We start from the raw sequence: 25,440 nt of genomic DNA, 5'->3' as shown, positions 1-25,440 counted from the left end.
GGAGTCCCCAAGGATGAAAAAGACGCTGCTCGCAGCCGCAATGTTCACTACTTTTGCAGGCGTCGCTCAGGCAGAATCGTCGGTAACTCTCTATGGTGTCATCGACACCGGCATCGGCTACAACAAGATCAAAGGCGATGGATACGACGGTAGCAAGATAGGCATGATCAACGGCATCCAGGCCGGCTCCCGCTGGGGCCTGCGCGGCGCCGAGGACCTGGGCGACGGCCTGCGCGCCGTGTTCAAGCTGGAAAGCGGCTTCGACTCGGCCAATGGCCAGCGCGGACAATCCGGCCGCCTGTTCGGCCGCCAAGCCACCATCGGCCTGGCCAACGACGCCTGGGGCACGCTGGAGTTCGGCCGTCAGGCCACGGTGGGCTCGAACTACCTCGCCGACATCGACCCCTTCTACACCAGCTACACCCAGTCCAACATGGGCCTGGGATTCAGCGCCGCCAACACCATGCGCTGGGACAACATGGTCATGTACAAGTCGCCGTCCATGAGCGGCTTCGAGTTCGGCGTCGGCTACTCGTTCAATGCGGACGATACGGTCGCGGACCAGACGGGTTTTCGCACCGCCGACAACACCCGCGGCATCACTGCCGGCTTGCGCTACGTGCAGGGTCCGGTGAACGTCACGCTGACCTATGACCAGTTGAACGGCTCCAACCGCGGCGCTATCGACCATGACGCCACGCCGCGCCAATACGCGTTGGGCCTGTCCTACGACCTGGAAGTGGTGAAGCTCGCCGCTGCCTACGGCCGCACTACCGACGGCTGGTTCGTCGGCCAGGACCTGCCCGCCGGCACGCCCTTCAGTGACGAATTCGGCACCAACCGTTTCGTCGACGGCTTCAAGGCCAACGCCTACATGCTGGGCGCCACCATGCCCCTGGGCGGCACTGGCAGCCTGTTCGCGTCGTGGCAGCACGTATCGCCGAACAGCGACAAGCTGACCGGCGGCGACGCCAACATGAACGTCTGGAGCGTGGGCTACACCTACGACCTGTCCAAGCGCACCAACCTGTACGCCTACGGTTCGTACGGCAAGGACTACGCCTTCATCGACGGCCTGAAGAGCACGGCCGCCGGCATCGGCGTGCGCCACACGTTCTAATCAAGGCGGCGGAGCGGCTGCGGGGCCGCCTCCGCCTATGGCGAATCCGTCTGATTCCCAGCCTCCTGATACGGTTTTTTTTTAATATCGCCTGCGAGCCTGACGTCATCCGCATGTACGTCTAGGAGGCTCTCATGCACAAATCGTTCCCCCATGCTCCCGCCGGCCCTGCCGCTGGCACGCTCGCGGTGTACGCCGCGCTTGCGCCCGACCATCGCCAATTGATCCGGGACACCATGACCCAGGATCTCGACGCGCTGGAACAGGCCGCCGAAAAACCCGACGCCGTGGCGACGGCCCAGATGCTGCACCGTATACAGGGCGCGCTGCTGGCCTTGCAGATGCGGGCGCCGGCCTCGCACTTCGAAGCGCTGGAAGAAGAGCTTGCCGCGGGCCTGTCCGCCGCCGCTGCCGCCCGGATCCACGATCAGGCCACCGTCGTGCGCGGCCTCATGGACAGGCTGCATGCATGGCAGCCTGCCGCCGTGCAATCTTCAGGAAACACGCGTCCCTCATGATCGGCTATCTTTGAAACCAGATCCTGAAACGGACCATGCCCCCTACCTCCCCCCCTGCGCGCCGCGCTTTCCTTACCAACCGGCAACGCCTGTTGCACGCCCTGGCCGCGGCCTTGCTGCCGCTGGCCCTGGCGGCCTGCAACGGCGGCGGCGACGATCCTGACGACGAACCCGTCGCTGTCGCGCCGCCTCCCGTCGAGGAAACCCCGCCGCCACGCAACACCGCTTACCTGGAGGCCAAGCCGGGCGACGTCATCCAGGTCCGCATCGAGGAGCTGCATGCGACCCAGTCCGCGATCGGCTACGACCAGATCTACTACAAGCTGGGCCGCTGGCAGGGCGACTTCGCGCGCCCGACCTGGGCCGCCAAGCCCGAGCAGCAGCTGGACTACCTCAACCGCACCGTCGGCAAGAAGTTCGATGACTACTGCGAAGACATGGGCGGCTCCGAGCGCGCGCAGGAATTCCAGAGCATCGCCGAGGCGCGCGCCGCGCGCCTCGACCAGCCTGCCACCTATACCTGCAAGAACGCCCCCGGCACCAATGCGGCCAACCTCAAGACGGTAGTGGTCGGCTGGGACGGCAATCTGTATCTGACCGACGGCCACCATACCTTTTCGTCGCTGCGCGAGATCGCCGATGGCGGCCCCAAGTTGCCGGTCTGGGTCAAGGTGGACGCCAACTACAGCAGCCTGCCCAACGCCGCCGCATTCTGGCAGCGCATGGTCGATGAACGCCGCGCCTGGCTGCGCGACGGCCAGAACCAGCCTATCACCGTGGATCAACTGCCCGCCCGCCTGGGGCTGGCCAGCGCCCAGGAGGCCGGCGGCATGCAAGAGGACCGCTACCGCTCGCTGGTGTACTTCACCCGCGACATCGCCTACAGCAACGGCAATCTGCCGGAATTCGCCGAGTTCCTGTGGGGCGACTGGCTGCGCCGCCAGGCCGCCGGCGGCCAACTGCCGGGCCTGGACCAGTACAAGACGGTGGCGCCCGCCGCACCCGCGCAGATCCTCGCTGCCAGCACTCTGGACAAAAGCCTGGTCCCGGCCGGCGCGAACGACAGCTATGCTGCCGCGGTGCGCGACGCCTCCCTGAAGATGGCCGCATTGAAGGACAGCGACATCGTCTTCGACGACCGCGATGCCGCCGGCCTGGGACGCATCGTCCTGGTGCCCGACGCCGCCAGCGGCTCGCCCACCAAGAAGGCGCGCGACACCCTGGAAGAATTGCCGCGCAACGACGCCAAGGCCGACGGCAGCCCGCGGGGCGCTGGCAAGCTGTGGTTCGCCGTGAACTACCGCAACTGCGGCAAGCCCGCGGCCGGCACCTGCTGGGGCTGGTAGGCCGCGGCGCTTGTCAGCTGACGCTACGCGTCGATCTGCATGGCGGGCCGGGCCTGGACCCGGCCCAGCCATGCCTGCACATGCGAATGCGAGGCCACCCTGGCGCCCAGATAGGCGCTATAGCCGACCACCGCCCCCACCACCAAGTCGGCCAGCGAATAGGCCGCACCCAGCATCCAGGGCTGCCGCGACAAGTGGCCGTCCAGCACGGCCAGCAATCCATCCACGTCTTGCAGGACGCGTTCCGCCTCGGCGCCGCCGGCCGCACCCTCGCCCTGCGTGGCGAGATACAGGCGCATCACCGTCGCGCCGTAGCTGACATAGGACCAGGCGCACCACGACATCGCCAGCAGGCGTTCCGGCGTGCCGGCGGCGGGCCACAGGCCGCGCTCGACGCCATAGCGCTCTCCCAGCCATAGCTGTATCGCCAGGGTCTCAAACAAAGGCGCCCCGTCCACCGTCAGGGTGGGAACCTTGCCGTTGGGGTTCAGGGCCAGGAATTCGGGGCGGTGCTGTTCGCCGGTCCTGATGTCCACCTTGACGCGCTCGTGCGGCACGGCCAGTTCGGCAAGCGCGCAGGCCACCGGGGTCGCGTTGGACATGGGGTGCCAGTAAAAGACGATAGACATGAACAAATCTCCAATTCAATCAAGGGATAAGCGTCGCGGCCCGTGCCGCTGACTACGGGTGCCACTGTAGAATCCATTGAGGACAGATTCCGCCCTCAATACACACTATCGTGCTGCCATGCTTACTTCCAGCAACCGCCTCCTGCGTCTGCTGTCGCTGCTGCAGACCCGCCGCCACTGGGCTGGGACCGAGCTGGCCGCGACGCTGGCCATCCACCTCCGCACGCTGCGGCGCGACATCGACAAGCTGCGAGAACTGGGCTATCCCATCCATGCCAGCAGCGGCGTGGCCGGCGGCTACGCCTTTCGCGCGGGGCAGGCCCTCCCGCCCCTGCTGCTGGACGACGATGAAGCCCTGGCCGTGGCACTCACCCTGCGCACGGCGGCCACCGGCACGGTGGGCGGCATAGAGGAAACCGCGCTGCGCGCCCTGGTGAAGCTGGAGCAGGCCATGCCGCAGCGCCTGCGCCGCCGGGTCGACGCCTTGCGCTCGGCCATCGTGCCGATACCGCGCGAGGGCGCCGCGGTCGATGCCACCCTGCTGGCCACGCTGGCGGCCGCCTGCCGCGACCAACTGCGGGTCGGTTTCGATTATGCGGACGGCAAGGGCCGGGCCAGCACCCGGTTGGTCGAACCGCAAGGACTGGCGCATACCGGGTATCGCTGGTATCTGGTGGCCTGGGACCCTGCGCGCGACGACTGGCGCACCTTCCGCATTGACCGCATCGCGGGCGACCCGCAAGTCGGCGCGCACTTCGCGCCGCGGCCTCCTCCCGAAGGCGGCGACCTGCGCGCCTACGTATCGCGTTCGGTGAAAGTGGCGCCACATCCGGAACCTGCGCGCGTGGTGCTGCACGCGCCGCGCGCCGTCATGGCCGCGCGGATCCCGTCGGGCGTCGGCCAGATCGAGCCCCTGGACGAAACGCGCTGCCTGCTGCAATGCGCCGTGCCTTCGCTGGACGCGCTGGTGTACTGGCTGATGGCGCTGGACGTGGAATTCGAAGTTCTGGCGCCTGCGGCGCTGCAGGATCGCCTGCGCCTGGCGGCCGGAAGGCTGGCGCGCGCCCTGGAAAAAATGCCAGCGCCCGAAGCTGGGGGATAGGGGTCGGATTTGGCTGCTTTTCGGGCGATCCCATTTTGTGTATTTCGCCCGCGATTCGAGTATCTTGGCTGCTTTCCAAATATTCCAGAAGATCACGCCATGAGCACTGTTCCCAACGCCAGCCTGGTCGCCAGCGCCACCCCCGACGCCGACGCCTTTCTGCAATTCCTGGTCAATCTGGTGAACAACGGCAGCCAGATCGAAAGCATCGGCGTCACCCTGCAAATGGGCGGCATGCTGGTGTCGGGCTCCATCGTGTCCGGCGCGGATTACTTCGACAGCTTCGCGGCCAGCTTCACGGGATCCCTGAACACGGTGGACGAAGCCACCCGCAAGGCCGTGCATGCCTCCCTGGCGGAATTAGGCGACGTTTTCCGCGTGCCGCAGCCAGCGGATCCGCTGCCGAACTACATCCATCTCGCCGATGCCCTGTTCTTCACGGCCGATGGCACCCCCATCGCCGGACAGCCCACGCTCTGGCGCGGCCGCACCAGCGCGGTCGACGGCTTCATCCTGGGCCGCATGCAGGCCGAAGCGGCTGCCTGACGCGCCTGGCGCCCGTCCCCCCTGGACCGCCCCGCCCCGTGCATCGGCGCGGGGCGCGCAGCTTCGTAAAAACCACTACGCTATCGGTTTGCCTCCGATCTCAACCTTGAGCCCGATCGCCCCTATCTCCGCTTGAACCCAGGGCTCGCCTGAAGGCACTCCCCGCATGGAAAGACTCCAAATCGTCCTGGTCGACGACCATCCCCTGGTCTTGATGGGGATGCGCGACCTGCTGGAAAAAGACCTCAATTTCGAGGTCACGGCCACCCTGCCCGGACCAACCGCGCTGATCCAGCATCTGCAACGCGACACGCCACACGTGGTGATCACCGACTATTCCATGCCCGGCGACGACACCTACGGCGATGGCATCCGCCTGGTCAAATACCTGACGCGGCATTACCCGCAGGTCCAGATCGTGGTGCTGACCATGGTGTCGAATTCCATGATCATCTCGGCGCTCTACGATGCCGGCGTGGCCGCCGTGGTGCTCAAGCGCGACAATCTCAGCGAAATCATGACTGCGCTGGAAACGCTGCATGCCGGCCGCAAGTACTATCCGCCCGGCTTCCAGCGCGACGGCGCGGCCGATGAGCGCAGCAAGTTCATCGGCGAACGCATCAACAGCCTGTCGCCCAAGGAATTCGAAGTGCTGCGCCATTTCATCCGCGGCGAATCCATGATGCAGGTGGCCGAGGCGCTCAAGCGCAGCGTCAAGACGGTCAGCGGCCAGAAAATCTCGGCCATGCGCAAGCTCAACGTCCGCACAGACCAAGAACTGGTTGCCTTCTGCGTGGAGAGCGAGATTTTCCAGTAGGCTTTCCGTCTTTTGTAGAAATTCAGGCAGGAATGCGCGGCATGACGCAAGCAGCAAGCGGGATAGTGGCGGGCCAGGAAGTGGACCGCAAGATGATGCAGGCCTTGATGGAACAGTCCGCCGGGCGCCCGCTGTCATTCCAGGACTGCGACTTCCAGGACGCGGATTTCTCGCGCCTGGATTTGCGCGGCGTGCAACTGACGGCCTGCGCAATCGCGGGAGCCTCCTTCCAGGGCGCCAACCTGGCGGACTCTGCCTGGCTGCGCTGCCGCGGCGGCCAGGTCAACTTCGCCTCGTGCGACGCCAGCGACGCAGTCTTCGAAAACTGCGACCTCAACAATGCCAACTGGCGTCGCGCGCGGCTGGCTGCGGCCCGTTTCCAGGGCTGCAAGCTCACCGGCAGCGATTTCGATGGCATCGCCTGCCTGGGCTGGTCCCTGCAGGAATGCCTGCTGGTCGGCGCGCTGCTGCGCGGCCTGTCGTTTCGCAAGAGCGACGTGCTGCAGCTGGACTTCTCCGATGCCGACCTGACCGGTAGCGATTTCCGCGACACCGTGTTCCATGGCGGCAGCCTGCGCAACGCCATCCTGAAAAACGTACGTTTCGAAGGCGCTGACCTGCGCGAAGCCGACCTCGGCGGCCTGGACCTGAACTCGGCCGCGCGCCTGGCCGGCGCCACCATATCCAAGACTCAGGCGGCGGCGCTACTGGCCGAACTGCGCATCAGCGTGATCTGAGGCGCACGAAGCGCTGCTCGACCACCACGCTGCCCCACTGCCTGCCTTCGGATTCCTCGGCCAGCGTGAAGCCCGCGGCCTCGTAGAGATGCCTGGCGGCATCCAGCCCCTTGAAGGTCCACAAGTACGTTTCTTCGTAGTTCGCGTCGGCAAAGGCCATGGCCCGCTCCAGCAGCATGCGGCCCACGCCCATGCCGCGCAGCGACTCGTCGACGATGAACCAGCGCAGGTGCGCCTGGCGCTTGGCCAGATCGCCATCGATGACGATGGAAGCCAGCGTCCTGCCGTTGTCCACGTACAGCCAGATGTTCTTGCCGGCGGCGGGCAGGCCTTCGGCGAATTCGGCCAGCTGAGTCGCCACCTTGCGTTCGAAGTACACGCCGAATCCCGAGGCCTGCGCGTAATAGCGCGCATGCAGGCTGGCCACGTCGCCGATGCAGCCGGGCAGGTAGCCGGCGTGGATCTGGTCTGCGATGCCGCTGGCGGCGGCAGGCGCGGTGTTGGGGTTCTCGTGCGACAAGGCGTCGGCATAGAGCGAGAGGAAGCGGATCAGCGACTGCTGGTCGGCCGGCGCCAGCTGCCGCAAGGCACGCGACACCTGGTCCGTGGCGAACTGGTCGATCTGGGCGCGCAGTTTGCTCCCCGCCTCGCTCAGGTACAGCCGCGAGGAACGGGCGTCTTCGCTGTCGGTCTCGCGCGTCAGCAGCCCGACGGATTCCAGTTTGGCGACCTGGCGACTGGTATTGGACTTGTCCAGCCTGAGTATGGCCGCCAGGTCACGCGCCGGTATGCCCGGCTGCAGCCCGATCTCGATGATGGCGTGAACCGCGGATGGCGCCAGTTCGCTGCCTGCCAGCGAACTGCGCATGAAGCCCAGTTCGCGCACCAGCTTGCGGGAAAACTCCCGCAGATCACGGATGGTCTGGTCGCGGGATTGGATGGGGGTATCGATCAGATCCATGGCGCGCCTTTAAAGTTGCGATTCGCAACCAATATACTTGCGAAACGCAACCAACTCAATGTTTTTTATCGGCGTCCCCGCCGCGGCCTACCTGGGCCGCCTGAAGCCCGCGCGCGCCGTCTCGACTGCCTGGCGGCAGACGCACCCGCTCATATGGTCGTTGACCATGCCCACCGCCTGCATGAAGGCATACATGGTCGTCGGGCCCACGAAGGTCCAGCCGCGTTTCTTCAGGTCGCGCGACAGCGCCGCCGACGCCGGCGAGGTCGGGTTGCCATTCCAGTAGTCCAAGTCCACCGTCGCGGGCCTGTCGTGCTCTCCTGGTTCATGGCTCCAGAGCCAGGCCGACAGCGAACCGGTTTCGTCGGCCAGGGCGCGCGCGCGCTTGGCGTTGTTGATGGCGGACAGGATCTTGCTGCGGTTGCGCACGATGCCAGCGTCGCCCATCAGGCGCTCGACGTCGCGCTCCGTGTAGCGCGCCACCCGGTCAAAATCGAAGTCGTCGAAGGCCGCGCGGAACGCTTCGCGCTTGCGCAGGATCGTGATCCAGGCCATGCCGGCCTGAAAGCCTTCCAGGCAGATCTTCTCGTACAGGCGGCGGTCGTCCGCCACCGGCATGCCCCATTCGTGGTCGTGATAATCGGGCATGGACGGCTGCCAGAAGCAGCGTGCCACGCCCTGCTCGTCCGCGATCAGGCCCGGATTGCTCAGGCTCATCTCGTTGATCGTCATGCGGCGGCTTACTGCTTGCCCGGCACCGGGCAGCTCATGTCGCCTTCCTCGCACTTCAGGTAGGCCCGCAGTTCCTTGGTGCGCGCCTGCGTCAGCTTGTCCAGGCACATGCTCAGCGCCATGGGATAGGCGCTGCCGCCGGACGTGCCGGCCGACGCGAAGGCGCACTCCGCGTCGCGGAAGAACAGCCAGGCCTTCTGGGCAGCATGCAATTGCGTGGTCGCGTCCCGGTCGTTCTTCAGGCGTGCGCCCACTTCCTTGTAGGCTGCGTTCAGATCGGCGTCGGACTTGCGGTACGCCTGGTCGGCGCACAGGCTCATGTCCGTCTGCGTGGCCGCGTTGCCGCAATCAAGCGGCTGCGCCTGCGCGCTTGCGGCCAGCGCAAGGGCCGCAGCGGCGGTCATGATGGCGATACGCATGGAAATCCTCCTGTGTGACTGGGTAAACCCGGAAAGTGTCGCATGGAACAATGCCCCCCTGCAGCGGCGGCCCCGCCGCCGGTGGCCTAAGATGGCGGCTATGAAGATCCAACTGCTCTCAGACTTGCACCTTGAAACCGACCCGGACTTCCTGGCGCGGCCCGCGCCCGGCGCCGATCTGCTGGTGCTGGCCGGAGACATAGGCTCCTACCGCCGCGGCTCGCTCATGACCGGGACCGACTTTGGCCTGGGCAGCTACGCGCCGAGCAAGGGCTGGCCCACGCCCGTGGTGTACGTGCCGGGCAACCATGAATACGACAACGTGGATTTCGACGAAACCCACGAGCGGCTGCGCGGGCTTTGCGAGGAACTCGGCATCCACTGGCTGGAACGCGAGACACTGGTGATCAATGGAGTGCGCTTCATCGGCACCACGCTATGGACGGATTTCGACGCGCTGGCCGCCCCCGGCGACACGGTGGGCGCAGCCCTGAAGAAGCGCGAGAAGGCTTTCCGCGCGGCGGACTTCTATCTGGAAAAGGCCGAGATGCGCCGCAACGGCGCGCCCTTCATGGCCGAGCAAATGCGGGAACAGGGGCTGCTCTGCCAGCAATGGCTGCAAGACGCCCTGCGCGTGCCCCACGACGGTCCGACCGTGGCCATCACCCACTTTGCCCCCACGCTGGCGAGCGCGGATCCGCGCTACGGCGTCACCCCGGGCACGGCTGGCTTCTGCAACGCGCTGGACGCCCTGCTGCCCCTGGCCGACGTCTGGATGCACGGCCATCTTCACTGTCCGCAGGACTACGTGAAGGATGGCTGCCGCATCGTGGCGAATCCGCTGGGCTATGCCAAGAAGGGGGAGCAGAACGACTTCGCGCCGGATCGTTTGTGGGAGGTAACGACGCCTGGAACTTGAGGCGTCAGCCAGATCATTGCTTCGCCCCCTTCTCCAGCTGATCGCGCAGGCGTTCCTCCTGGGCGCGCAGTTCCGGCGTGAATTCCTCGCCGAAGTCATCGGCCTCGTACAGCGGACGGATTTCGATATCGGACGGGCCCGGCATTGGATTGGGACAGCGCTTGACCCATTCGATCGCCTCTTCCAGGGAGGCGCACTCCCAGAGCCAGTAGCCGGCGATCAACTCCTTGGTTTCCGCGAAGGGGCCGTCTATCACTTGCCGGCTGCTGCCGGAAAAATGTACCCGCGCGCCCTCGGAACTCGGTTTCAGGCCGTCGCCCGCCAGCATCACGCCCGCCTTGACCAGTTCTTCATTGAACCGCCCCATGTCCGCCAACAACTGCTGAGTAGGCATCACCGCTGCTTCGCTATCGGCGGTGGCCCTGACTTGAACCATGAATCGCATCTCGGTCTCCTTGTGTGGATGGTGGAACTTGCATGCTCCATCCACACGACGAACCGCGCCAGGCGAAATCGACATTCGCCGCGAAAAAAAATGTATCCGGGGCCGGATCGGCGCAATTTTCCATGAAAAAACCCATGACGCCCCGAGGAGCATCATGGGTCCCGGCCACCATCCCGGACGGGGCGGTCAGCCCGTCACGGCGCCGGATTCGGCTGGCGGGCGTGGATCTTGTCGATCGCCTCCAACACCTCCGCCGACAGGATCACGTCCACGCTGCCGATGTTTTCCTTCAGCTGTTCCAGCGTCGTGGCGCCGATCAGGTTGCTGGTGACGAAGGGGCGTTGGTTGACCCAGGCCAGGGCCAGGTGGGTCGGCGAAATGCCATGCGCGCGCGCCAGTTCGACGTAGGCGCGGGTGGCGGCCTCGGCCTGCTCGTTGCTGTAGCGGGTGAAGCGCGTGTACAGCGTCAGGCGGGCGCCGGCCGGGCGCGCGCCGTCCAGGTACTTGCCGCAAAGCATGCCCATGGCCAGCGGCGAATAGGCCAGCAGGCCCACGCCTTCGTGGTGCGAGTATTCCGACAAGCCAATCTCGTAGACGCGGTTCAGCAGGCTGTAGGCGTTCTGGATGGTCGCGATGCGCGGCAGGCCCTTGTTCTCGGCATGGCGCAGGAACTGCCCCACGCCCCAGGGCGTTTCATTGGACACGCCAATGTGGCGCACCTTGCCGGCGCGCACGAAGTCCTGCAGCACCTCCAGCGTTTCCTCGATCGGCACGGTGTAGTCATCCTGGACCCAGGGATAGGACAGCTTGCCGAAGGTGGCGGTGGTACGGTCGGGCCAGTGCAGCTGGTACAGATCCAGGTAATCCGTCTGCAGGCGCTTCAGGCTGGCGTCCAGGGCCGCGGTCAGATTCTTGCGGTCCAGATGGGTCTTGCCGTCGCGGATGTGGCCGGGGCGCTTGGCGTCGCGCACCGGGCCCGCAACCTTGCTGGCCAGCACGATGTCCTGGCGGCGCTTGCTGCGCGCCAGCCAGGTGCCGATATAGGTCTCGGTCAGGCCTTGCGTTTCGGGTTTGGGAGGCACCGGATACATCTCGGCGACGTCAACCAGATTGATGCCACGCTCCAGGGCGTAGTCCAGCTGCTGGTGCGCCTCGGCTTCGGTGTTCTGCTCGCCCCAGGTCATGGTGCCCAGTCCGATCAGACTGACATCCAGGTCGGTACGGCCGAGTTTGCGGTATTTCAATTTCTGCTCCGTGCGGTGTCGCTTACAAGGGAAGCGACACCTTACTCCAGGACGGTTTTCAAAAACCTGGCAACGACGCCCGGCTGCGGGTTATTCGCCCCTTGCCCGCACCGTTCCTCTCGGCATACGCTTTATCCCCAAAATAACCACCGGAAACCAACGTGCTGCGCGAAATTGATGAAACCTACGTGTTTTTCATCTGCGTCATCGCTTGCCTGGCCATCATCGAGCTGGGCTTCCGGTTGGGGCGCAAGCACCGCCGGGCCTCCGACGACGCCGCCAAGACCCACATCGGCGCGCTCCAGACTGCCTTGCTGGGCCTGCTGGCGCTGCTGCTGGGCTTTACTTTCGCGATGTCGGTAACGCGTTTCGAGACGCGCAAGAACCTGGTGCTGGAAGAGGCCAACGCCATCGGCAACGCCTATTGGCGTTCGCAGCTGCTGCCTCCCGCCGCCCGCGAACCCATCGCGAAGCTGTTGCTGGACTACACCACGACGGCGCTGGAGTTCAGCGACGCCGACAACGACAAGGAGCGCCTGGCGACGGCCGGCGCGACATCACGGCGCATCGAGCGCCAGATCCGGAGCACCGCGGCAAGCGTCCTGGAAAATCCGCCTTCGATTTCCACCATCATGTTCATCCAGGCCATCAACGAGATGGCGCAGGTCAACGAGAAGCGCCGCGTCGCGCTGGAAAACCACGTACCCGAGCCCGTCTTCTACCTGCTCTTCATCGTCACCGGCGGCGCCATGGGGTTCATCGCCTACGGCACCGGGCTGCACAAGCGCAGGCGCTTGATCTCGACCGGGCTGTTCGCCATGCTCATTTCCCTGGTGCTGACCTTCATACTGGACATCGACCAGCCGGCCAGCGGCGTCATCACGGTCAGCCAGGAAAGCATGGTGCGGATGAAGACGACGCTGGAGCAGGAGCGGTAGGCGCGCGGCGCCCCCGCCCCGGCTACCGGCGCCTCAGTACTGATAGCGCATCGTCAGCATGGCGCTGCGGCCCGCGCCCCACGCCCCCTGGCTGTAAAACCCGATCTGGCTGTAGTACTTGCGGTCGAACAGGTTGTTCACATTGAGCTGGGCGCTCAGGTTGCGATTGAAGCGATAGCGAGCCATCAGATTGGTGATCGCGTAGCTGCTCTGACCCACGCGCTCTTCGCCGTTGGGTCCGGTGGCCATGGTGTACACGTGGCTCTGCCAGTTGACGCCGCCGCCGACCGTCAGCCGGTTCCAATCGCCGGGCAACTGATAGGTTGTGAACACGCGCACCAGGCTGCGCGGCTGATCGGTCTGTATGGCGTTGCCCTCGCCGTCGCTCGCGGTCCAGTGCGACCAGCCTGCGGCCAGGTTCCAGCCCGGCATCACCTCACCCGAGACTTCCAGGTCGAAACCCCGGCTGCGCGTGCCCTGCGCGGCGGTATAGGCCTGGTTGATGGTGCCAGGCACCATGTAGCCTGGATCGACCTGGGCCACATTGTCCTGCTCGATCTGGAACACTGCGGCGCTGGCGTTCAGCTTGCCCTCCAGGAATTCCCCCTTGATGCCGGCCTCGTAAGCCTTGCCCTCGAGCGGATCGAGCCAGCTGCCGCTGCGGTCCTGGTAGCTCTGCGGATTGAAGATTCCGGTGTAGCTGACGTAGGCGGTATAGGTATCGTTGATGTCGTAGAGCAGCCCGGCATAGGGCGTGAATTCGTTCTTCTTGAAAGCTTGGGGGCTGCCGCCCCCAAAGCCGACCGAATCCGTCTCCCAGGTGCTGTAGCGTCCGCCCACGATGAGCTTGAGCGGATCGGCGAGGTTCAGCCGCAAAGCGCCATACCAGCCAGTCTGCTTGGTGGTATAGCGGTTGGCGGTGACCGAATCGCCGCTCCATTCCGGTTCCGGATACGAGCCGTCCCAGTCCAGGAAGTTGCCCACGGCTGCGCTTGACAAGGCCGAACGATAGTCGAAATCGCCGTGCTGGCGGTTGAAGCTGGCTCCCACCACGGCTTCGTGGCGGCGGCCGAACAGCGTGAACGGACCGGACGCCTTGACGTCCAGGCTATTCTGCTTGCGCTCGCCAAGATACCAGCTGGGCGATGCGTTCATGCCCAGGCCGGTATTGCGGTCGGGCCAGCCATAGAGATAAAGGAGCTTGGCGTCCATTTCGTTCTTGGACTGCGATCCCACCGCATTGACTGTCCAGCCGTTGTCGAAGCGGTGCTCCAGGCTGGCGAAGGCCCCCTGCGTCGTGCTGCCCCACGACGTCCAATCCGCGCCCGTATTCAGCGATCGACTCCAGTCGGTGCGCCCGCCGTCCGCATACCAGAGCGGGAAGCCGCCCCAGCTGCTGCGCTTCGGATCGTTGTCCTGATAGTTGAAGCCCACGCTCAGCGTCGTGCGGGACGTGATGTCGGCGTCCACCACGCCGTAGAAGATCTTCTTGCGGTTCTGGTAACCGTCCAGGTACGAATGATTGTCCTGATAGGCCGAGACGATGCGTCCACGCACGCTGCCGGCAGAGTTGAGCGGCGTGGACAGGTCCACGGTGCCGCGGTAGGTGTCCCAGTTCCCGGCGCTTACGCTCATGTCCGCCTTGAACTCGCGGCTGGTAGCGTGCTTGCGCACCAGGTTGATCGATGCGGACGGGTTGCCCGCGCCAGTCAGCAAACCGGTCGCTCCGCGCACCACTTCGACACGGTCGTAGATGATGGGGTCCAGCGCTGACTCCCCTGCGGCGTAACCCGTGTCGAAACTCGTGGGGATGCCGTCATACATGTAGTTGCTGACGCTGAACCCGCGCGAATTGAACGAATAGCGCTCGCTGTCATAATTCTGCACCGAAATACCCGGCGTGCTCGCCATCACGTCGACCAGCGACAGCATGTTCTCGTCGTCCATGCGCTGGCGGGTGACTACCGTGACCGACTGCGGCGTTTCGCGCAAGGTCAGCGGCAGCCCTGTGCTGGCGGCGGTGGCGCGCGGCGTATACGAACCGGTGCCCTCGGTGATCGTGCTGTCGGTATTGCCGATCACCTGCACGGACGGCAAGGTGGCCACACCCTCCTCTTGCGCGGCGGACGCGCCGCATGCCAGTGCCATCAGCACCAGGCACGGCGTGCGCCGCAGGACGAAGCGCGGACGGATGAAACGATGACGGCCTGCAGGCCCGAGGTGTTGCATGTTGGCTTCCTTTCCCAGTCTGAAACTTCAAATTGGAAGAAAGTGTAATGCAAACGATTCTCAGGCGCTTTATTGATTGAATCAGAACTTCCGAGCGGAAGGACGTGATTTTCGGGGACGCAATCGCGCCGAGAAGCGCGCTGGCCTGACAACGGAACGACTGCGCGCGACACGCCCAGAATGAAAACGGGCGCGGCCACCATCGCGGCCACGCCAGGAATATCGTTGGCGCAGCCCGGGCCGCGCCTCGATGCGCTTTAGTCGGCCTTGCCCGCCGGCGCAAGCGTCGACCCAGCAGGCTCGCCCGCATCCGTACAGGCTGCCGGGCTGCGCTCCGCGAGTTCTTCCAGCAGATCGGCCGACGGCACAAAGAACAGGCCGCCCGTGACTGCATGGCTGAAGTCGAGCAGGCGGTCGTAGTTGCCGGGCGGGCGTCCGACGAACATGTTTTCCAGCATCAGCTCGATGGGGCGCGGCGAACGCGCGTAGCCGATGAAGTAGGTGCCGAACTCCCCTGCCCCCGGTCGGCCGAACGGCATGTTGTCGCGCAGGATCTTCAGTTCCTGGCCATTTTCCTCAATGGTCGTCAGGGCGCTGTGCGAAGACGTGGGCTTGATGTCGTCGTCGAGTTCCACGTTGGACCACTTGTGGCGGCCGATGACGCCTTCCTGGCTCTCGACCGTCAACGCGTTCCATGCCGCCATGTCGTGCAGGTACTTCTGCACCAGCACATAGCTGCCGCCAGCGAACTCGGCATCCTCTTCGCCGATGACGGTGAAGTCGAGCGCCTCGCGCCCTTCGGGATTCTCGGTCCCGTCCACGAAGCCGATGATGGCGCGCCGGTCGAAGTAGCGGAAGCCATGGACTTCATCCACGACGGTCACGGCATCGCCCAGCCCGCCGAGCAGCAAGGTCGCCAGCTCGAAACAGAAATCCATCGAATCGGCGCGGATGTGCAGCAACAGGTCACCGGGCGTGGCGACGGCCAAACGCTCACCTGAACCCAATTCGCGGAAAGGATGCAGCGCAGCGGGACGCGGCGCTCCGAATAGCGTGTCCCAGGCCTGGGAGCCAAAGGCGGTGACACAGGAAAGATTCTGCTCGGGCGCACGCGTGGACACTGTGCGGACGACGCCTGCGACATCGGCACACCAGTCGCGCACCGTGCCAGCGGCAGCGGCGCCCTCATTGAGCGTAGCAACGATGAAAATCGCGTGGCGGGTGGTCGTGTTGTGTACGGCTTGGGATGCGGGTTGACGGTCGGACATCGGATCGGGGACCTCAAGAAAACGAGCGCGGCGGCGCGGAAAGGCTAGTCCGATTCTAAGCGCGGACTGTGGCTGGGTGCACCGGGTTAGTTACGGCACCGCCCTCAACCACTCGCTCACCACATCCAGCACGATGCGGCTTTGTTCCCGATGGGGGACATGGCCGCAGTTCTCCAGCAGCACGGGGCGTCCGCCGGCCAGCGCCGCGATCTTGTCCTGGTGCTTGGGAGAGCCGTATTCGTCGATTTCTCCATGAAGCGCCAGTACCGGGCAACGGACCTGGCGCAACGGCTCGTCCAGATTCCAATCGGCGAAGTCCGGCGACAGCCAGGTGTTGATCCAGGCGCCCAGCACCCATTCTGCTTTCTCGCCGTGGTACTTCTTCAGTCGGTCCAGCTGTCCGGGTTCCGCAAAGTTCTGCTTGGCCGCGCGTATGCCTTCCAGCGTGCGGTCTTCGGCAAACATTTGCGCGGACTCGGTGATCAGCGCGCGACAATCGTCGGCGTATACGCCGGCGCTGCAGACGGCCATGCCGCCGCCCACGCTGTGGCCAAACCCCACGAAGGCGTCGATGCCCATTGCCTCGCGCAAGCGACGAAATCCGTTCCCCGCCTCTTCTTCCACAAAATCGGGCTTAAACACGGCGGTGTTGGGATCGGAGCGGCCGAAGCCCAGACGGTCGTAGGCGATGACGCTGCGTCCGGTTGCTTGCGCCAGTTGTTCGGGGAAATCCCGCCACAGTTCCACGCAACCCAGCGAATCGTGGAACATCACGATGGGCGCCGCGGCCACCGCCTCCCCTGTGGGGTCCCAGCGCCGCGCGAAAAGACGGCCCTGGCTGGTGTGCACGTAGACATCCTGGCTGGTAATGGCAAGCATGAAAAGTCCTGGGGAGAGTATGCGGCGATGCGCCATCGCACCGCGCTCCGATTATAGGAAAACCGGAAACCTCACCGCAGCCCGGACACCACGCCCGCTGCGATGATGAGCAGTACCAGCGCCGAAATCGCCGTGTAGGCGTAGTCGCGTTCGCGCAGGAAGATGGCCAGCATCAGCGCCACTCGCGCTATCGGCAGCAGGATGAAGAGAGCCACCCCGGCCCTGACCAGTTCGAGCCCGCACAGGCCGGCCTGCGCTTGCGGCAGGAAATCAAGCGCCATGCCCGCGGCGATGAGGGCCGAGGCGAGCCATGTTCCGTACCACAGCAACCCGGCGATGACGCGGTCGCGCCGCGCATGCTTGTCTGCCGCCTGGGTCATGCCGGGCCTCCCGGAATATGCACGCCCAGCGCGCTCAGCAGCATCTGTACCGCCAGCAGGGACAGCACGATCACGAAAAAGAGGCGCAGCTTGGCCGCTGGCAGGCCCATCAGCAGCCGGGCGCCGAGCAGCGCGCCCGCGACCGAACCCAGCGCGACGGGACCGGCGATGCCGATGTCGATGTCGCCGCGCACGAAGTAGGCGCCAGCGCTGGCCGCTGCCGTCACGCCGATCATGAAGTTGGAAGTCGCCGACGAGACCTTGATGGGCAGCTTCAGCGCCGCGTCCATGGCGGGGATCTTGAGCACGCCCGAGCCTATCCCGAGCAAGGCCGAAATCAGGCCGGCGCCGTACATCAGCGACAGGCCCAGCGGCACGCGATCCACCTGATAGTGCACCTCGCGGCCCAGCGCGCGATCTGGAAAACTGGAATGCAGGCGCAGCGCCGTGGCCCAGCTTGCAGCGCCGGGCGCGATGGCGACAGCTTCGCGGCGGCGCGCCAGCATCTGTTGGGCGGACAGCGCCAGGATGACTGCGAACAAGCCGTACAGGAATTCGGTCGAGACCAGGCCGATGAGGAACACGCCGGTCAGCGCGCCCAGCGTAGTGGCGGTCTCCAGCACGATCGCCAGCCGGACGTTGGTCAGCCGCCCCTTCAGGAACGGCGCCGCGCTGCCGCAGGAACAGGCGATCACCGAGATGATGCTGGCGCCGATCGCCACATGGATGTCCACGCCGAACAGCAGCGTCAGGATGGGCACGATGAAGATGCCGCTGGCCATCCCCAGCACTCCGCCCAGGGCGCTGGCGCCGAAGGCGGCGACGAACAGCCAGAAGAGGGTCGACGTCTCCATGGCCGCCGGCTCAGGTCCGCTTGCGCGGTTGCCGCGACAGGCGGGTGGTGAACCGGATCAGGTCGCCGCGGTAATACAGCTTTTCGTAGTCGACCGGCCGCTGTGCCTCGGTGTAGGAGGTGCGCTCGATCAGGAAGATCGGGCTTCCCACGGCAACGCCCAGCGCCTGCGCGACGCGCTCGTCCGCCGTCACCGCTTCAAGCTGGTACTCGGCCTCGATCAGCGGCAGGTCGTAGCGCAATTCCAGCAGGTCAAAGATGGGTTCGGCTTCCAGGTCGTTGCTGGCGACCTTTTCGCCTACGTCCAGCGGCAGATAGGTTTCGTCAAACGACATGGCCACGCCGTCCGCCAGCCGTATGCGCTCGATGCGGTAGACCAGCGCGCCGCGCGTCACGCCCAGTTGGCGCGCCACGTCTGCCGTGGCCGGCACCGGCCGCTTGTCCAGCAGGCGCGCCGTGGCCTGGCGGCCGAGCGCGTCCATGTCCTCGACGAATCCGCTCAGCGCCGTCAGCGCCTGCGTCAGCTTGGGTTCCGTGACGAACGTGCCCTTGCCGCGCCGGATTTCCACCAGCCCGCGGGCAACCAGGTTTTCCACCGCCTTGCGCACCGTGGTGCGACTGACGGCGAAGCGCTCGATCAGTTGGTCTTCCGTTGGCAGCTGGCTGCCGGGCGCCAGGCCGCCGGCTGAAATTTCCGCGGCCAGCGCCGTTTCCACCCGAGCATAGAGGGGGGCATATTCGGAGTCGTTTTGCATGAAGTCATCATAACATCATGATGTCATGATGATGCAAGCAACGCTCCACGTTACAACGGCGTAGCCAGCAACTGGTAGTCTTCGCAGGCCCGGCCGGCGCCTCCCGCGCCGGCGCCCACTCTCAAGCGAGACACGATATGAGCAGTTTCATGCACAGCGCCTCCGTACCCGTCCTGACGCAAATGCTGTCGGCCCTGTCCGATGTGCTGAAGAAGGCGGAAGCCCAAGCCACGGAAAAGAACATCGATCCGGACGCATACCTCGGCGCCCGCCTGTTCCCCGACATGTTCCCGCTGTCGCGCCAGGTGCAGATCGCGTCGGATTTTGCCAAAGGCATCGCCTCGCGCCTGGCCGGCGCCGAAGTGCCGTCGTGGCCGGACAGCGAGGCCAGCTTTGCCGGCCTGCAAGCCCTGATCGCCAAGACGCTGGAGCACCTGGGTTCCTTCGGCCCTGAACAGTTCGCACAGAGCGAAGCCCGCGAAATCGTGCTGCGTCCGGGCACGCCCAAGGAAAAGAAGCTGAGCGGCAGCGCCTACCTGCTGCACTATGGCCTGCCGCAGTTCTTCTTCCACGTCACCACGGCCTACGACATCCTGCGCCACAACGGCGTGGAAATCGGCAAGCGCGATTACATGGGCAAGTATTGATCCAGCACTGCGGGCCCCATGCCGCGGGGCCCGCGCCCGGCTACTCCGCGTAGCCGGGATTGCGGCGGTCCAGGCGGCGCAGCAAACCCGGCCAGGCCAGCATGGCCTTGTGCGCGCGGTCGGCCTGCGATTCCACCGTCGCATTCTTCAGGATATCCGGCGGAATGTAGGTCAGCTCGCCGCCGGCCTGGGCCCGCACCTGCACCATGCAGGCGGCCTCCAGCCGGTGCATGGCCTGGAAGGCCTCGGCCATGCTCTGCCCCACGGTCAACAAGCCGTGGTTGCGCAAGATCAGATAAGAGTTGCTGCCCAGGTCCCGCACCAGTCGCGGCTGTTCCTCGGGATTGAGCGCCAGACCTTCGTAGTCGTGGTAGCTGAGCGAGCGCAGCACGATGAACGCGAACTGCGACAGCGGCAGCAACCCGGCCTTCTGCGCCGACACCGCCACCCCGTTGATGGAGTGCGTGTGCAGCACGCACATGGCGTCCTTGCGGGCCGCGTGGATACAGCTATGGATGGTGAAGCCGGCTGGATTGATGTCGTATTCCGACTCCATGACCTTGCGCCCGTCCAGGTCGATCTTGACCAGGCTCGATGCGGTGATCTCGTCGAACATCATGCCGTAGGGGTTGATCAGGAAGTGTTCGGTTCCCGGCACCTTGGCCGTGATGTGGGTAAAGATCAGGTCGTCCCAACCAAACAACGCCACCAGCCGGTATAGCGCCGCCAGATCCTTGCGGACCTCCCATTCCGTTGCGCTGACCTGTTCGCGCACGCTGGCGCCCTTGCCTGCCGTATCCATACTGTCTCCATTTTTCGATGATCGCCTGCGGCTACTGCGCGGGCGCTGACTGGCACTTTATTCGTTTTACCCATGGCCGGCACGCGGCGCGGCCAAGGAGCGGTCACCGCAGCTCGCAAAGAATTCACATATGTGATGGAAATGGCGGGATGTCATTCCTATGATTCCGCTCAATAGCAGCCCAGTACAGATACCCCGCCACACCATGTCCGTTGATCTTCCCGATACCGATTTCCGTATCCATCAGCTGGTCAGCCGGCACCTGCCTGGCCTGGCCGCGCATACCGCCCTGATTTCCGACGAAGGCAGCTGGACCTATGCGGAACTCGACACGGTGGTCGATGCGCTGGCTGCCTATCTGCTGAGCCAGGGCTTGCGCGCTGGCGACCGCCTGCTGATCGCCGGGGAAAGCGGCGGTACCCAACTGGCCGCCGTGCTGGCCTGCAGCCGCCTGGACGCCTGGGCGGTGGTCGTCAACGCCCGCATGACAGGCGTCGAGGTTGACGCCATCAAGGCCCACTGCCAACCGCGGCTGCTGCTTGCCACCAGCGGCCTGTCGGCGGAAGCCCGGGCCCACGGTCTGCGCCATGGCGCGCGCGAGGTCGAGCTTGCCGGCCTGCGTTTTGCCTGCTCCGAAGCGGACTCCGCCGCGCAAGCCGAGCCCGTGCAGGCGGACTCGCGCGAGCAAGTGGCGGTGATGATCTACACCAGCGGCACCACCGGCACGCCCAAGGGCGTGATGCTCACGCATGCCAACCTGGGTCATTCGTCCGCCGTCGCACGCCACGCGCGCGGTACCGGCCCAGACGACCGGATCTATTCGGCGCTGCCCATCTCGCACGTGTACGGCCTGAGCACCGTGGCCCTGGCCGCGCTCGGCGCCGGCGCAACGCTGCACCTGGCCAGCCGTTTCGACGTCGCGCACGCAATCGCCACGCTGGCCGGCGGCATCACCATGCTGCACGGCGTTCCCGCCATGTACGTGCGCCTGCTCCAGGCGCATGAGCAAGGCACGCCGATCCCCGCGCCGCGCGTGCGCCTGCTGCATTGCGGCGGCGCGCCGCTGGATCCGTCGCTCAAAGCCCGCATCGAGGCGATATTCGGCGAACCGATAAACAATGGTTACGGCCTCACCGAGGCCTCGCCGACGATCAGCATGGTGCCTTACCGCCAACGGCGCGCCGACCTGAGCGTGGGTTATCTGATCCCGGGCATGCAGGCCCGCATCGTCGGCGAAAACGGCCAGGAAGTGGCGTCCGGGGAAGTCGGCGAACTGCAAGTGCGCGGCCCCAACGTCATGAAGGGCTATTACAAGGCGCCCGAGCAGACCGCGCAGGCGCTGGACGCCGCGGGCTGGCTGCGCACCGGCGACCTGCTGCGCGCGGAGCCGGACGGCGCGCTGTTCGTCATGGGCCGGATCAAGGACCTGATCATTCGTTCGGGCTTCAACGTCTATCCCAGCGAAGTCGAGGCCGCGCTGAACGCCTATGCCGGCGTGCGCCAATCCTGCGTGGTTGGCGTACCACTCGACGGCGACGAGCAGATCATCGCCTTCGTCGAAGCGGAAGACGGCCTCAGCATCGAGGCGGAAGCCTTGCAGGCCTTTGCGCGCGAGCGCCTCGCGCCCTACAAGCGCCCGCAGAAAATCATCCTGCTTTCCAGGCTGCCCGCGGCAGATAATGGAAAGATCCTCCGCAAGGCCGTCGTCGACATGGCGCGCGCGCACTGCAATTGACTCACCAAAACAAAATATCCATCCACAGGAGACAAACATGAAATTCGCAGCACGAAGGCATTTCCTGGCGGCCGTCGCCGCGTTGGCCGCGGTTTGCAGCCTGCCGGCGCAGGCGGCCGACAACGCCTGGCCCGAGAAGCCGATCCGCTTCATCGTGCCCAGCGCCGCTGGCGGCGGGGCCGACACGGTTGCGCGCCTGCTGGCCCAGCACATCGGCGGCGTGCTCAAGCAACCGATCGTGGTCGAGAACCGCGCCGGGGGCTCGGGCGTGATCGCCGGCAATGCCGTGCTCAGCGCGCCGGCCGACGGCTATACCTTCATGCTGGGTTTCACCACCATGTCGCAGCTGCCGGCGACCTCGACGGTCAAGATCCCGTACCAGGTGGACCGCGACTTCATTCCGGTATCCCTGGTCGCCCGTTCCTCCAACGTGCTCGTGGTCAATCGCAGCAGCGTGGACGTGGATTCGGTCAAGGCCCTGGTGGAAGCGCTACGCGCCTCTCCCCAGAAATACAGCTACGGGTCCTACGGCAACGGCTCCACCGGCCATTTCCTGGGCGCGCAATTCCTGCAGGAAACCAAGACCAGCGCGCAGCACGTGCCGTACAAGGGCGCCGCGCCCATGATGTCCGACCTGCTGGGCGGCGTGGTCTCCTTCGCCTTTCCCGACATCGGCTCGGCCCTGCCGCACCTGAATTCCGACCGCCTGCGCGTGCTGGCCGTGACCGGCGACAAGCGCATGGCGACCCTGCCGCAGACGCCCACCATGACGGAACTGGGCTACCAGGGCTTCAACCTGGGCGCCTGGTTCGGTCTGTTCGCGGCCAAGGGCACGCCCGACGCCATCGTCCAGGCCATGTCGACGCAGATCGCCGACGCGGTCAAGGCGCCCGAGGTCCAGTCCAAGCTCGTCGGCATGAACCTGGATCCCGTGGGCAGCGATCCCAAGACCTTCGCCACGTTCTTCCAGACCGATCTGAAGCGCTGGGCCGAACTGGCGGACAAGGCCAATATCCGCACCGACTGATCCCGAGGCACGCCATGTCACGATCCTCCCGCCGGCTCGAACTGCCTGACGCGTCCATCAAGGACAGCACGCGCGACCTGGGCCAGCGCTCGGTGAAATCGGCCCAGCGCGTGCTCGAACTGATCGAGCTGCTCGAACAGCTCGGACGGCCCGTCACGCTGGCGGAGATCGTGCGCGCCAGCGGCTATCCGCAGTCCAGCACCTGGATGCTGGTGCAGACGCTGATGCGCATGGGCTATCTGTGCCACAACCCGGACGACGGCACCTACATGCCCAGCCTGCGGCTCAATATGCTGGGCGGCTGGGTGCATGACCTGGCCCTGCCCCGCAGCAACCTGCGCCTGGCTATGCGCGCGCTGAGCGAACGGCTGGGCCTGAGCATCATCCTCGGCCAGCGCAGCGGCCGCTATGTCCAGTACGCCCACGTGCTTTACGGCGCCAAGGACCGCAAGACCCAGGTTCCCATCGGCGTAGTGCGCCCGCTGATCGACACCGGCCTCGGCTATGCGCTGCTGGCGCAGTTGCCCGACGACGAGGTCTGCGCTATCGCCAGCGTCTGCCTGGCGCGCGCCGAACACGAGTCGCCGGTGACGACCCTCCGCCAGGTCCTCACCATCGTCGACAAGGCCCGCAGCGCCGGCTTCGTCTACTCGCACCGGCTGCAAAGCGCCAACCGCGCCTCCTTCTCCTTCGCGCTGGTCACCGACCCAGGCGCCGGCGACCACACCGGGCTGATGGGCCTGGCCATCGCCGGCACGCGCCAGGACGTGGCCGCGCGCCTGCGCGACATCCCCCGCACGGTCAATGAAGTTGCCGCCGAATTCCTGCCCGATGTCCCCATCCACATCAAGGCCGCCCATCCCATTTCGCCGATCTGAAGGCGCCCCATAGAGCGATCATCACCATGGATATTGAAATCACGCCCGAAGAGCGGGAATTCCGCCAGGAAGTCCGCAGCTTCGCGCAGGCCCACCTGCCCGAAGGCGTCCGCCGCAAAGTGCTGTATGGCGAGAAACTGGAGAAACACGAATACGTGGATTGGCAGCGGCATCTGCACCGCCAGGGCTGGATCGCGCCGGCATGGCCCGTGCAGTACGGCGGCACCGGCTGGAGCCTGGGCAAACAGCGCATCTTCCTGCACGAGCTGGCCCTGCAATGCGCGCCCGAGACCATTCCGTTCGGCATTTCCATGGTCGGCCCGGTGATCTACACCTTCGGTTCGGACGAACAGAAGGCGCAATACCTGCCCGCCATACTCGGTTCTGAAACCTGGTGGTGCCAGGGCTTTTCGGAACCCAACGCCGGCTCCGACCTGGCCTCGCTGCGCACCCGCGCGGTCGATTGCGGCGACCACTATCTGCTCAACGGCCAGAAAGCCTGGACCACCCACGGACGCCATGCCGACATGATGTTCTGCCTGGCCCGCACCAGCGACACCGGCAAGCCGCAGCAAGGCATTTCCTTCCTGCTGCTCGACATGAAGACGCCGGGCATCGAGGTCCGGCCGGTGCGCACCATCGATGAAGGCGCCAGCATCTGCGAAGTGTTCTTCAACGACGTCCGCGTGCCGAAGTCCGGCCTGGTAGGCAAGGAAGGCGAAGGCTGGACCTACGCCAAGTTCCTGCTCGGCCACGAGCGCGCCATGATCGCCCGCGTCGGCCGCTCGCGCATGCAGCTGGCTCGCGCGCAACGCCTGGCCTCGCATCCGCTGGCCGACGGCAGCCGTCCTCTGGACAACCCGATCTACCGCCAGCGCCTGTGCGACATCGAGGCGCGCCTGCGCGCGCTGGAACTGACCGAACTGCGCGCCTTGTCGGCCTACCGCCCAGGATCCGGCTTCGACATTGCCGATTCCTCCATGCTGAAGATCGAGGGCTCCGAGATCTGCCAGGCGCTGACGGAACTGCTGCTGGACCTCGCCGGCCGCTACGGCATGGTCTACACCGGCCGCTACACCCAATCGCCGATCGGCGACGCCACCGCGCACGGCCTGCTGGGCGACCACCTGTTCAACCGCGTGGCCACGATCTACGGCGGCAGCTCCGAAATCCAGAAGTCCGTAATCGCCAAGAGCCGATTCCAGAAATAAGCAAGGACACGCCATGAATCTGAACCTCTCCGACGAACAAGAGATGATCCGCGCGAGCGTGTTCGATTATTTCTCGACCGCTTACGGCTTCGACCGCCATCTCGAACGGCTGGCAAACCCCGGCAAGGCCGACCGCGCCGTCTGGCAGGCCATGGGCGAGCTGGGCTGGTTGGGGCTGACCGTGCCGCAGGACGACGGCGGCCTGGGCCTGGGACCGCAGGAAACCATGCTGTTGATGGAAGGCGCCGGCGCCGCGCTCAGCACCGAGCCGCTGCTGGCCAGCGCGGTGCTGGCCGCGCCGTT

At 65.5% G+C, this 25,440-nt stretch carries 28 protein-coding genes; 15 read left to right on the top strand and 13 right to left on the bottom strand.

Annotated elements, in window-relative coordinates:
- The first annotated feature begins 13 nt into the window (after positions 1 to 13).
- From VIR09_RS10330 to VIR09_RS10320, 3 genes are all read left to right on the top strand, one after another.
- Entirely contained in the window at positions 14 to 1,120 is a 1,107-nt protein-coding gene (locus VIR09_RS10330; protein ID WP_332012783.1) for a porin, read from the top strand.
- 134 nt (positions 1,121 to 1,254) lie between these two features.
- On the top strand, positions 1,255 to 1,638 hold the full coding sequence (locus tag VIR09_RS10325) for a hypothetical protein (RefSeq protein ID WP_332012782.1): 384 nt from the start codon (positions 1,255 to 1,257) through the stop codon (positions 1,636 to 1,638).
- Positions 1,639 to 1,673: 35 nt separating this feature from the next.
- Positions 1,674 to 2,984, top strand: a complete 1,311-nt coding sequence (locus tag VIR09_RS10320) for a ParB/Srx family N-terminal domain-containing protein (RefSeq protein ID WP_332012781.1) — start codon at positions 1,674 to 1,676, stop codon at positions 2,982 to 2,984.
- Positions 2,985 to 3,007: 23 nt separating this feature from the next.
- Here VIR09_RS10320 and VIR09_RS10315 read toward each other — a convergent pair whose 3' ends face one another.
- Positions 3,008 to 3,613, bottom strand: a complete 606-nt coding sequence (locus VIR09_RS10315) for a glutathione S-transferase family protein (RefSeq protein ID WP_332012780.1) — start codon at positions 3,611 to 3,613, stop codon at positions 3,008 to 3,010.
- A gap of 118 nt (positions 3,614 to 3,731) precedes the next feature.
- Between VIR09_RS10315 and VIR09_RS10310 the strand changes: the two genes are divergently transcribed.
- From VIR09_RS10310 to VIR09_RS10295, 4 genes are all read left to right on the top strand, one after another.
- On the top strand, positions 3,732 to 4,715 hold the full coding sequence (locus tag VIR09_RS10310; protein ID WP_332012779.1) for a YafY family protein: 984 nt from the start codon (positions 3,732 to 3,734) through the stop codon (positions 4,713 to 4,715).
- Between the two features lie 99 nt (positions 4,716 to 4,814).
- On the top strand, positions 4,815 to 5,261 hold the full coding sequence (gene gvpU, locus VIR09_RS10305) for a gas vesicle accessory protein GvpU (RefSeq protein ID WP_332012778.1): 447 nt from the start codon (positions 4,815 to 4,817) through the stop codon (positions 5,259 to 5,261).
- A 166-nt stretch (positions 5,262 to 5,427) separates the two neighbouring features.
- Complete coding sequence (locus tag VIR09_RS10300; RefSeq protein ID WP_332012777.1) at positions 5,428 to 6,078, top strand: response regulator; 651 nt, start codon at positions 5,428 to 5,430, stop codon at positions 6,076 to 6,078.
- Between the two features lie 41 nt (positions 6,079 to 6,119).
- Complete coding sequence (locus VIR09_RS10295) at positions 6,120 to 6,815, top strand: pentapeptide repeat-containing protein (protein WP_332012776.1); 696 nt, start codon at positions 6,120 to 6,122, stop codon at positions 6,813 to 6,815.
- Here VIR09_RS10295 and VIR09_RS10290 read toward each other — a convergent pair.
- The 3 genes from VIR09_RS10290 to VIR09_RS10280 form a co-directional block, all read right to left on the bottom strand.
- Positions 6,802 to 7,776 (bottom strand): helix-turn-helix domain-containing GNAT family N-acetyltransferase, encoded by a 975-nt coding sequence (locus tag VIR09_RS10290; RefSeq protein ID WP_332012775.1) that lies wholly within the window; start codon positions 7,774 to 7,776, stop codon positions 6,802 to 6,804. The genes VIR09_RS10295 and VIR09_RS10290 overlap by 14 nt on opposite strands.
- Before the next feature lie 87 nt (positions 7,777 to 7,863).
- On the bottom strand, positions 7,864 to 8,508 hold the full coding sequence (locus tag VIR09_RS10285) for a DNA-3-methyladenine glycosylase I (protein ID WP_332012774.1): 645 nt from the start codon (positions 8,506 to 8,508) through the stop codon (positions 7,864 to 7,866).
- A gap of 8 nt (positions 8,509 to 8,516) precedes the next feature.
- Entirely contained in the window at positions 8,517 to 8,927 is a 411-nt protein-coding gene (locus tag VIR09_RS10280; RefSeq protein WP_332012773.1) for a lysozyme inhibitor LprI family protein, read from the bottom strand.
- A 100-nt stretch (positions 8,928 to 9,027) separates the two neighbouring features.
- On the opposite strand from VIR09_RS10280, the gene VIR09_RS10275 reads away from it, so the two are divergent.
- Positions 9,028 to 9,846, top strand: coding sequence for a metallophosphoesterase (locus VIR09_RS10275; RefSeq protein ID WP_332012772.1), 819 nt, complete (start codon positions 9,028 to 9,030; stop codon positions 9,844 to 9,846).
- A gap of 13 nt (positions 9,847 to 9,859) precedes the next feature.
- Here VIR09_RS10275 and VIR09_RS10270 read toward each other — a convergent pair whose 3' ends face one another.
- Positions 9,860 to 10,291 carry a YciI family protein gene (locus VIR09_RS10270; protein WP_332012771.1) on the bottom strand — a complete coding sequence of 144 codons (432 nt, stop codon included), beginning with the start codon at positions 10,289 to 10,291 and terminating at the stop codon, positions 9,860 to 9,862.
- Between the two features lie 194 nt (positions 10,292 to 10,485).
- Positions 10,486 to 11,535 (bottom strand): NADP(H)-dependent aldo-keto reductase, encoded by a 1,050-nt coding sequence (locus VIR09_RS10265; protein WP_332012770.1) that lies wholly within the window; start codon positions 11,533 to 11,535, stop codon positions 10,486 to 10,488.
- 161 nt (positions 11,536 to 11,696) lie between these two features.
- Between VIR09_RS10265 and VIR09_RS10260 the strand changes: the two genes are divergently transcribed.
- The gene (locus tag VIR09_RS10260; RefSeq protein WP_332012769.1) at positions 11,697 to 12,473 is read left to right on the top strand and encodes a hypothetical protein; all 777 of its coding nucleotides are present in this window, start codon (positions 11,697 to 11,699) and stop codon (positions 12,471 to 12,473) included.
- 33 nt (positions 12,474 to 12,506) lie between these two features.
- Here VIR09_RS10260 and fhuE read toward each other — a convergent pair whose 3' ends face one another.
- The 6 genes from fhuE to VIR09_RS10230 form a co-directional block, all read right to left on the bottom strand.
- A complete protein-coding gene (gene fhuE, locus VIR09_RS10255; protein ID WP_332012768.1) occupies positions 12,507 to 14,702 on the bottom strand; it encodes a ferric-rhodotorulic acid/ferric-coprogen receptor FhuE in 2,196 nt (731 codons plus the stop codon).
- A gap of 257 nt (positions 14,703 to 14,959) precedes the next feature.
- Complete coding sequence (locus VIR09_RS10250; RefSeq protein ID WP_332012767.1) at positions 14,960 to 15,970, bottom strand: Dyp-type peroxidase; 1,011 nt, start codon at positions 15,968 to 15,970, stop codon at positions 14,960 to 14,962.
- 90 nt (positions 15,971 to 16,060) lie between these two features.
- A complete protein-coding gene (locus tag VIR09_RS10245; RefSeq protein ID WP_332012766.1) occupies positions 16,061 to 16,849 on the bottom strand; it encodes an alpha/beta hydrolase in 789 nt (262 codons plus the stop codon).
- Between the two features lie 71 nt (positions 16,850 to 16,920).
- Positions 16,921 to 17,229, bottom strand: a complete 309-nt coding sequence (locus tag VIR09_RS10240) for a DUF1634 domain-containing protein (RefSeq protein ID WP_332012765.1) — start codon at positions 17,227 to 17,229, stop codon at positions 16,921 to 16,923.
- Positions 17,226 to 18,083, bottom strand: coding sequence for a sulfite exporter TauE/SafE family protein (locus VIR09_RS10235; RefSeq protein ID WP_332012764.1), 858 nt, complete (start codon positions 18,081 to 18,083; stop codon positions 17,226 to 17,228). Before VIR09_RS10235 ends, VIR09_RS10240 begins: the two co-directional genes overlap by 4 nt.
- Positions 18,084 to 18,093: 10 nt before the next feature.
- A complete protein-coding gene (locus tag VIR09_RS10230) occupies positions 18,094 to 18,837 on the bottom strand; it encodes a GntR family transcriptional regulator (RefSeq protein WP_332012763.1) in 744 nt (247 codons plus the stop codon).
- A 137-nt stretch (positions 18,838 to 18,974) separates the two neighbouring features.
- Between VIR09_RS10230 and VIR09_RS10225 the strand changes: the two genes are divergently transcribed.
- A complete protein-coding gene (locus VIR09_RS10225; protein ID WP_332012762.1) occupies positions 18,975 to 19,484 on the top strand; it encodes a DUF1993 domain-containing protein in 510 nt (169 codons plus the stop codon).
- A 40-nt stretch (positions 19,485 to 19,524) separates the two neighbouring features.
- Here VIR09_RS10225 and VIR09_RS10220 read toward each other — a convergent pair whose 3' ends face one another.
- Positions 19,525 to 20,286, bottom strand: a complete 762-nt coding sequence (locus tag VIR09_RS10220) for a class II aldolase/adducin family protein (RefSeq protein WP_054451747.1) — start codon at positions 20,284 to 20,286, stop codon at positions 19,525 to 19,527.
- A 205-nt stretch (positions 20,287 to 20,491) separates the two neighbouring features.
- On the opposite strand from VIR09_RS10220, the gene VIR09_RS10215 reads away from it, so the two are divergent.
- The 5 genes from VIR09_RS10215 to VIR09_RS10195 form a co-directional block, all read left to right on the top strand.
- Positions 20,492 to 22,021, top strand: a complete 1,530-nt coding sequence (locus tag VIR09_RS10215; protein WP_332012761.1) for a class I adenylate-forming enzyme family protein — start codon at positions 20,492 to 20,494, stop codon at positions 22,019 to 22,021.
- Positions 22,022 to 22,058: 37 nt separating this feature from the next.
- Positions 22,059 to 23,048 (top strand): tripartite tricarboxylate transporter substrate binding protein, encoded by a 990-nt coding sequence (locus tag VIR09_RS10210; RefSeq protein WP_332012760.1) that lies wholly within the window; start codon positions 22,059 to 22,061, stop codon positions 23,046 to 23,048.
- 14 nt (positions 23,049 to 23,062) lie between these two features.
- A complete protein-coding gene (locus VIR09_RS10205; RefSeq protein WP_332012759.1) occupies positions 23,063 to 23,926 on the top strand; it encodes an IclR family transcriptional regulator in 864 nt (287 codons plus the stop codon).
- 26 nt (positions 23,927 to 23,952) lie between these two features.
- Positions 23,953 to 25,137, top strand: coding sequence for an acyl-CoA dehydrogenase family protein (locus tag VIR09_RS10200; RefSeq protein ID WP_332012758.1), 1,185 nt, complete (start codon positions 23,953 to 23,955; stop codon positions 25,135 to 25,137).
- 13 nt (positions 25,138 to 25,150) lie between these two features.
- Positions 25,151 to 25,440, top strand: a 290-nt coding sequence (locus VIR09_RS10195) for an acyl-CoA dehydrogenase family protein (RefSeq protein ID WP_332012757.1), incomplete at its 3' end; no start/stop codon positions are given.

Origin of the sequence: Achromobacter sp., from assembly GCF_036567245.1 — a bacterium.
Taxonomy (GTDB): domain Bacteria; phylum Pseudomonadota; class Gammaproteobacteria; order Burkholderiales; family Burkholderiaceae_B; genus Achromobacter.
Note: the sequence above shows the minus strand (reverse complement) of the source record. Positions and strands in the feature narration are given on the sequence as shown.